5 protein-coding genes are annotated in these 4,031 nt (G+C 75.2%); 4 read left to right on the top strand and 1 reads right to left on the bottom strand.

What is annotated here, in order from left to right:
* Positions 1 to 86: 86 nt before the first annotated feature.
* Entirely contained in the window at positions 87 to 467 is a 381-nt protein-coding gene (locus tag ABD308_RS27065) for a BlaI/MecI/CopY family transcriptional regulator (RefSeq protein WP_344339677.1), read from the bottom strand.
* A gap of 272 nt (positions 468 to 739) precedes the next feature.
* Between ABD308_RS27065 and ABD308_RS27060 the strand changes: the two genes are divergently transcribed.
* The 4 genes from ABD308_RS27060 to ABD308_RS27045 form a co-directional block, all read left to right on the top strand.
* Positions 740 to 1,411, top strand: a complete 672-nt coding sequence (locus tag ABD308_RS27060; protein ID WP_344339673.1) for a phosphatase PAP2 family protein — start codon at positions 740 to 742, stop codon at positions 1,409 to 1,411.
* 178 nt (positions 1,412 to 1,589) lie between these two features.
* A complete protein-coding gene (locus ABD308_RS27055; protein WP_344339669.1) occupies positions 1,590 to 2,102 on the top strand; it encodes a pyridoxamine 5'-phosphate oxidase family protein in 513 nt (170 codons plus the stop codon).
* Positions 2,103 to 2,218: 116 nt separating this feature from the next.
* The gene (locus tag ABD308_RS27050; protein WP_344339665.1) at positions 2,219 to 3,340 is read left to right on the top strand and encodes a TIGR03364 family FAD-dependent oxidoreductase; all 1,122 of its coding nucleotides are present in this window, start codon (positions 2,219 to 2,221) and stop codon (positions 3,338 to 3,340) included.
* A gap of 34 nt (positions 3,341 to 3,374) precedes the next feature.
* Positions 3,375 to 4,031: phosphonatase-like hydrolase (locus ABD308_RS27045; RefSeq protein WP_344339661.1), on the top strand; the 657-nt coding region annotated here is incomplete at its 3' end.

Below are 4,031 nucleotides of genomic sequence, written 5' to 3'. Positions count from 1 at the left end.
GGCGCGCGGCGGCAGCGCCTCGGCCGGCCGGCGGGCGGGCGGCACGGCGAGGAAGGGCGGCAGCAGCGGGACCCGGACCGCGACGGTCACCGGGCGGGGTCCTCGTCGCCGAGCAGGTCGCGCAGCAGCCGCTCGTCCTCGGCCGAGAGGTCGGAGACGAACCGGGCGAGCACGGTCGAGCGGTCGGTCTCCCGGCCCAGTTCGGCGTGCATCCGGCGGGCGGCCAGCCCGGCGGGGTCGGCGACCGCCGGGGTGTAGGCGTAGCCGCGGCCGGCCCGGGTGCGGTGCACCGTCCCCTTGTCGTGCAGCCGGGCGAGGATCGTCGCGACGGTGGTCCGGGCCAGGCCGTCGCCGAGGGCGCCCTGGACGTCCTGCGGCGTCAGCGGCCGTTCCGCGGTCCAGAGGGCGGCGAGCACCTCGGCCTCCAGTTCCCCGGCGGGCCGGCGGGCGGACGGTGCGTCGGACATGGCGGGGGTTCCTCCAGGTGTCGTCTACGGTCATGTAGAACGTCTACATGACTGTAGACGGTCGGCCGCGCCCTGCGATGCCGCCCACCAACGTACGGGAGGTCCGTCGGCCGGGGTCCGGTCGCCGGTCGGGGCCTCTTTGGATCACCCGTGATCGATATCGACCGTTATCTTCCATCCCTCACCGTTCTGGTAGTAGTTGTCTCCATGCTCCCGATTGTTCTCGAAGTGTTCCCCGCCCGATGGGCCCGCCGCCACGGCGGTGACCGCCGGTGACGGCGGCCCGAGCGCTGGCCGTGTACGACGGCAGCGGCATCGACGGCGGCCTGTACCGCCGGGTGGTCGGCTGGGCGGACGCCGCGCCGCACTGGTTCAACCGCCTGGTCGAGGTGTGGTCGCTGCTCGGCCTCGGCCTGTTCGCGCTGCTGATGCTCGCCGCCTGGTGGCGGGCGCGCGGCGCCGGTCCGGCGGTGATGGCCCGGGTGCTGGCCTCGCCACTGGCGGTGCTCGTCGCCTACGCGGTGAACTCCGGGATCAAGGGGCTGGTGGAGGAGGTCCGGCCCTGTGCCCAGCTGCGGATGCGCGACACCCTGGAGGCCTGCCCGGTCGCGGGTGACTGGTCCTTCCCGAGCAACCACACCGTGATCGCCGTCGCGGCCGCCGCCGCGCTCTGGTTCGCCGACCGGCGGATCGGCGCGGTCGCCGCGGTGGCCGCGGTGCTGATGGGCGCCTCCCGGGTCTGGGTCGGCGTGCACTACCCGCACGACGTGCTGGCCGGGGCGCTGGTCGGCCTCCTGGTGGCCGTTCCGCTCGCGCTGGCGGCGGGCTCGGCCGGGCCGTGGGTGGAGCGGGCCAGGACCGGTCCGCTGAAGCCGCTGCTCGGCGCGGGTCCCGGGGCGTCGGCGGCGTGGGCCGGCCGGCCGGTCGGCGCCGGGCGGGGCTGACCCGCCGGGGCGGGCTCCGGCCCGGGCGGGCCGGAGCCGTTCCGGGCCTTGTGTGACCGGGGTGCCGGGGAGAGCATGTGAGCCCGGCGCGGGCCGTCCCCGAGGGGCGCGCCCGCCCGGCTCAGTCGTGCCAGGGCGCCGTGCGCGCCGGGCGTGCCAGTGGAGGGAAGTGCTGCCCATGCCGTACCGACTCGACATCACCCAGGGGGACTGGCCGGCCGAGGAACTCGGCAAGGGCGTCGAGGGGTTGCTGGCCGAGGCGATGGTGCTCACCCTCGCGACCGCCGGCCACGACCACGGCCCGCACGCCAACCTCGCCTTCTTCGCGTACGACGACGACCTCGTCCTCTACTTCGTCAGCGAGCGCGCCACCCGGCACAGCCACCACCTGGCCGAGCAGGCCCGGGCGGCCGCCACGGTGTTCCTGCCGCCGCCGGTCTTCGGCGAGCAGTTGCGCGGCCTGCAGCTGACCGGCCGCGCGGGCGAGGCGTGGGGGCGCCAGGCGGAGGCGGCGCTGGCCGCCTACCAGGGGCGCTACCCCGACTTCGCGCGGGACGACGAGGTCCGGCGGCAGTTCCTGACCGGCGGCGGCGCGGCGGCGCTCTACCGCTTCCAGGTGGAGGAGCTGACGGCGGTGGACGAGCCGAAGTTCGGCCGGCGGCACTACCTGCGGGCGGCGGTCCGGCGCTGACCCGGGGGCCGGTCGCGGGCCCGATCGTCAGGTTGTCTGTACAACTTATCGGTCGGTTCATCTGCGGGCCGCCACTCGGACCCCCCTCGGACACCTCGCGGCATCAGCCTGGCCGCATGAGAGTCATCGTCGTAGGAGCGGGCGTGCTGGGCACCATGCACGCCTGGCAGGCCGTCGAGCGCGGTCACGAGGTCGTCCACCTGGAGCGCGAGACGGAGGCGCGCGGCGCCTCGGTGCGCAACTTCGGCCTGGTCTGGGTCAGCGGCCGCGCCCAGGGCGAGGAGCTGGAGACCGCGGTGCGGGCCCGCGAGCTGTGGGAGCGGATCGGCGAGCGCGTGCCCGGACTCGGCTTCCGCGCCAACGGCTCGCTCACCGCGATCCGCACCGAGGCCGAACTCGCGGTCGCCGAGCAGGCGCTCACCCTGCCCGACGCCGAGTCGCGCGGCTACCGGCTGCTCGACCCGGAGCAGACCCGGGCGCTCAACCCGGCGCTGCGCGGCAGCCTGCTCGGCGCCCTGCACTGCTCGCGGGACGCCGCGGTCGAGTCGCGCGTCGCCCAGCCCGCGCTGCGCGCCGCGCTGGCCGCCACCGGACGCTACACCTTCCTGCCCGGGCGCGAGGTCCGCGACGTCATCGGCGAGAACGCCGTCCGCGACGACCACGGCGACGTCCACACCGGCGACCTGGTCGTGCTCTGCACCGGCGCCTGGCTCGGCGGCCTGGTCCGCGAGCTGGCGCCCGAACTCCCGGTCCGCAAGGTCCGGCTGCAGATGATGCAGACCGACCCGCTGGGCGAGCCGCTGACCACCTCGGTCGCCGACGGCGACTCCTTCCGCTACTACCCGGCCTTCGCCGGCACCGCGCTGGACCGCCTGCGCGAGGTCCAGCCGCAGTCGCCGGTCGCCGCCGAGCACAAGATGCAGCTGCTGATGGTCCAGCGCCTGGACGGCGGCCTCACCATCGGCGACACCCACGAGTACGACCAGCCCTTCGGCTTCGACGTGGTCGAGGACCCGTACGACCACCTGGTGGGCGTGGTCGAGGACCTGCTCGGCCGCCCGCTGCCGCGGATCCGCCGCCGCTGGGCCGGTGTGTACGCGCAGTGCGTCGACACCACCCGGGTGGTCCACCGCGAGCGGGTGCGCGACGGCGTCTGGCTGGTCACCGGCCCCGGCGGCCGGGGCATGACCTGCTCGCCCGCCATCGCCGAGACCACGGCGAACCTCGCCAACCTGTAAGTCCGTCCGAGCCCTTCGAAGGAATCGAAACATCATGTCGTACGACATCCGCCTGGTCGTCCTGGACATGGCCGGCACCACCGTGGCCGACGACGGCCTGGTCGAGCGCGCCTTCCAGGCCGCCGCCGGCTCGCTCGGCGTCGAGGCCGGCGGTCCCGAGCACGCCCGGATGCTGGAGCACGTCCGCGCCACCATGGGCGAGTCCAAGATCTCCGTCTTCCGTCACCTGTTCGGCGAGGAGGAGAAGGCCCAGCGGGCCAACACCGCCTTCGAGGCCGCGTACCACGACCTCGTCGACGCCGGCCACTGCGAGGCGCTGCCCGGCGCCGCCGAGGCCATCGCCGAACTCCGAGGCCAGGGCCGGAAGGTGGTCCTCACCACCGGCTTCTCCCGGTCCACCCAGGACCGCATCCTGACCGCCCTCGGCTGGGAGTCGATCGCCGACCTCACCCTCTGCCCCGCCGAGGCCGGCCGAGGCCGCCCGTACCCGGACCTCGCGCTCACCGCGCTGCTGCGCACCGGGACGGACTCGGTCCGCCAGATCGCGGTGGCCGGCGACACCGGCTACGACATGCTGACCGGCTCGCGCGCCGGGGCCTCCGTCGTCGCCGGCGTCCTCACCGGCGCGCACGGCGAGGAGCGCCTGCGGGCGGACGGGGCGACGCACGTGCTGGCGTCCGTCGGCGAGCTG

It is taken from the genome of Kitasatospora putterlickiae (assembly GCF_039527695.1).
GTDB lineage: Bacteria > Actinomycetota > Actinomycetes > Streptomycetales > Streptomycetaceae > Kitasatospora > Kitasatospora putterlickiae.
The sequence above is the reverse complement of the archived record's forward strand: the minus strand, read 5'-3'. Positions and strand labels throughout refer to the sequence as shown.

What these genes read in the sequence shown, in the direction of transcription:
- ABD308_RS27055 (WP_344339669.1), top strand. Translation starts at nt 1,590, where the DNA reads ATGCCGTACCGACTCGACATCACCCAGGGGGACTGGCCGGCCGAGGAA.
- ABD308_RS27050 (WP_344339665.1), top strand. Translation starts at nt 2,219, where the DNA reads ATGAGAGTCATCGTCGTAGGAGCGGGCGTGCTGGGCACCATGCACGCC.
- ABD308_RS27065 (WP_344339677.1), bottom strand. Translation starts at nt 467, where the DNA reads ATGTCCGACGCACCGTCCGCCCGCCGGCCCGCCGGGGAACTGGAGGCC.